General features: G+C 62.1%; 2 protein-coding genes. Both read right to left on the bottom strand.

The window, feature by feature from the left end:
* Positions 1–50 precede the first annotated feature (50 nt).
* Positions 51–947 (bottom strand): IS21-like element helper ATPase IstB, encoded by an 897-nt coding sequence (gene istB, locus AC0C6X_RS29995; RefSeq protein WP_472956665.1) that lies wholly within the window; start codon positions 945–947, stop codon positions 51–53.
* Positions 944–2,458 (bottom strand): IS21 family transposase, encoded by a 1,515-nt coding sequence (istA, locus tag AC0C6X_RS29990; RefSeq protein WP_472956663.1) that lies wholly within the window; start codon positions 2,456–2,458, stop codon positions 944–946. The genes istB and istA overlap by 4 nt, the downstream gene beginning before the upstream one ends.
* Between the last annotated feature and the right edge of the window lie 184 nt (positions 2,459–2,642).

Genomic DNA, 2,642 nt, shown 5'->3' with positions numbered 1-2,642 from the left:
TATGGCGCGACGATCAGGATGAGACGGCGGCGACAATCTGGATGAGACTCTTATGTCGCGGTCGGCACGAAGGTATCATGCTGATTGTCGCTGGCAAGAGTCTCATCGTGTTCTGATTGCCGCTCCGCGACAAACTCGGAAGAGCTTTTGATTGTCGCGAAGGCGGCAGGTCTGCCGCGCTGGCGTTTGGCTTCCATGGCGGAACGTCGCCGATAGCTTTCGACGTTCATTTCAAAGATCGTTGCGTGATGAACAAGTCGGTCCACCGCGGCAAGCGTCATGGCCGGGTCCGGAAAGACGCGGTTCCATTCTCCGAAGGGCTGATTGGCGGTGATCATGATCGAACGCCGCTCATATCTTGCGGAGATGAGTTCGAAGAGCACGCTGGTCTCGGCCTGGTCCTTGGTGACGTAGGCCAGATCGTCGAGGATGAGCAGATCGAACTTGTCGAGCTTTGCGATGGCGGATTCGAGCTGGAGCTCACGCCGTGCGACCTGCAGCTTCTGGACGAGGTCGGTCGTGCGCGTGAACAGCACCCGCCAACCGTTCTCGATCAGTGCGAGGCCAATGGCTGCGGCGAGATGGCTCTTTCCGCCGCCGGGCGGGCCGAACAACAGGATATTGGCACCTTTGGCGAGCCAGCTATCGCCGGCGGCAATGGCCATGACCTGCGCCTTGGAGACCATGGGCACGGCGTCGAAAGCGAAGCTCTCGAGCGTCTTTCCGGGCGGCAGATGCGCCTCGGCGAGGTGACGTTCGATCCTGCGATGCGCCCGCTCAGCCAGCTCGTGTTCGGCGATGGCGGAGAGGAAGCGAGCCGCAGGCCACCCTTCACGATCGGCCTGTTCGGCAAATTGCGGCCACAGCGTTTTGATTGTCGGCAGCCTCAGTTCATTGAGCATGATGCCGAGGCGGGCTTCGTCGATGGTGTTGTGGACGTTCTTCATGCGGCCTCTCCCGCATAGGCAGACCCCATCAGGGCTTCATAGCTATTGAGCGATGCGAGCTGCACATGAACGGTCGGCAACTGATCCGGGTCCGGGCCGAAGATCGCTCTCAAGGCCACCAGGTCGGGCAGTTTGCGGGCGTCGAGCGTTCTGGCAAGCTCCTCGGCCAGTTCACGCTCGCAACCGCGATCATGCGCCAGAGCCAGCAATTCGACGGTGATCTTGCAAGCCTGCCGGCCAGGCAGTTGCTCGATGAGAGTGTCGAAAGCCCTTCGATATTCCGGCCGGGGGAAGAGCTTGTCGCGATAGACCAGGTTGAGAAGCGCCATGGGCTTTTTGCGCAGGGAGTGGATCACGTGGTGATAGTTGACGACCTGGTCATGCTTGCCGCTCGCGTCGGCGCGACCTCGTGGCAACGTCAGCAGATGCGTACCGCCGATGAAGACGTCGAGGCGATCGTCAAACAAACGCACACGCAGCCGGTGGCCGATCAAACGGGAGGGCACGGTGTAGAAGACCTTGCGCAAGGCGAAGCCGCCGGTGCGCGACACGGTGACGACCACCTCCTCGAAGTCGGTGGTGCGGCGATCGGGAAGTGCCTGCAGATGCGGGCGCTCGGCATCGATGCGCTTGCCATGTGCGGCATTGCGGCGGCTGACGATCTCGTCGATGAAGGCGCGGTAGGAGCGGAGATCGTTAAAGTCTCGGGTGCCGCGCATCAGGAGTGCATCGCGGACCGCGTTCTTGAGATGGCCGTGGGAACTTTCGATCGAGCCGTTCTCGTGGGCGATGCCCTTGTTGTTGCGGGTTGGCGTCATCCGGTAATGAGCGCACAGGTCCCCATAGCGGTTTGTCAGATCGACCTTGGCATCGGCATCGAGGTTGCGGAAGGCAGCCGACAGGCTGTCGCTGCGGTGATAGAGCGGCGAGCCGCCAATGGACCACAGGGCATTCTGCAGTCCCTCCGCCAAGGCGACGAAGCTTTCGCCGCCAAGGATGACATGGGCGTGCTCGAAGCCCGACCAGACCAGCCGGAAGTGATAGACAAGATGGTCGAGCGGCTGGCCGGCGATCGTCACGCCGAGGCTGCCCATGTCGGTAAAATCCGACAGCCCCAACCGGCCGGGCTCGTGCGTCTGGCGGAAGATCACCTCCTGTGCCTCACCGTGAACGGCCCGCCATGACCGGATGCGCCGCTCAAGTGTGCGGCGAATGCCTTCGGGCAGCTCCGGATGACGCCGCAGCATCTCGTCGTAAATGGCGACCGCGCGAATGCCGGGAGCGGCCTTGAGGAGCGGAACGACCTCCGCATCAAAGATATGCTCAAGCGGATCGGGACGACGCCGACCGCGCGGTGGCTTGTTCTGCGACGGAAGGCGCTGCTCTCTCTCCATGCGGAACGCCGTCGCCCGGCTGATCGACGCCTTCGCGGCGGCGACCTCAACAGAATGCGTTTGTCGGTACTTCATGAATAATCTCATCTGATGATCGGTTACATGGCGACCCGGCACAAAGGTGGTTCTCCATTCCAGAAAACCGCCACCGTAGCGGGCCGACCGCGATCATGAGACGCCTAAAAATTGCGCCGCGGCGGGGGGTGTAACTCCGGTCGGGCTACGCCCTCCCTTCGTCACACCCCCGCCGCCGAGTCTCATCCTGATTGACGCTGAGTCTCACCTTGATTGTCGCCGCGCA

The sequence above is a fragment of the Ensifer sp. VA4 genome, assembly GCF_055710065.1.
The sequence above is the reverse complement of the archived record's forward strand: the minus strand, read 5'-3'. Positions and strand labels throughout refer to the sequence as shown.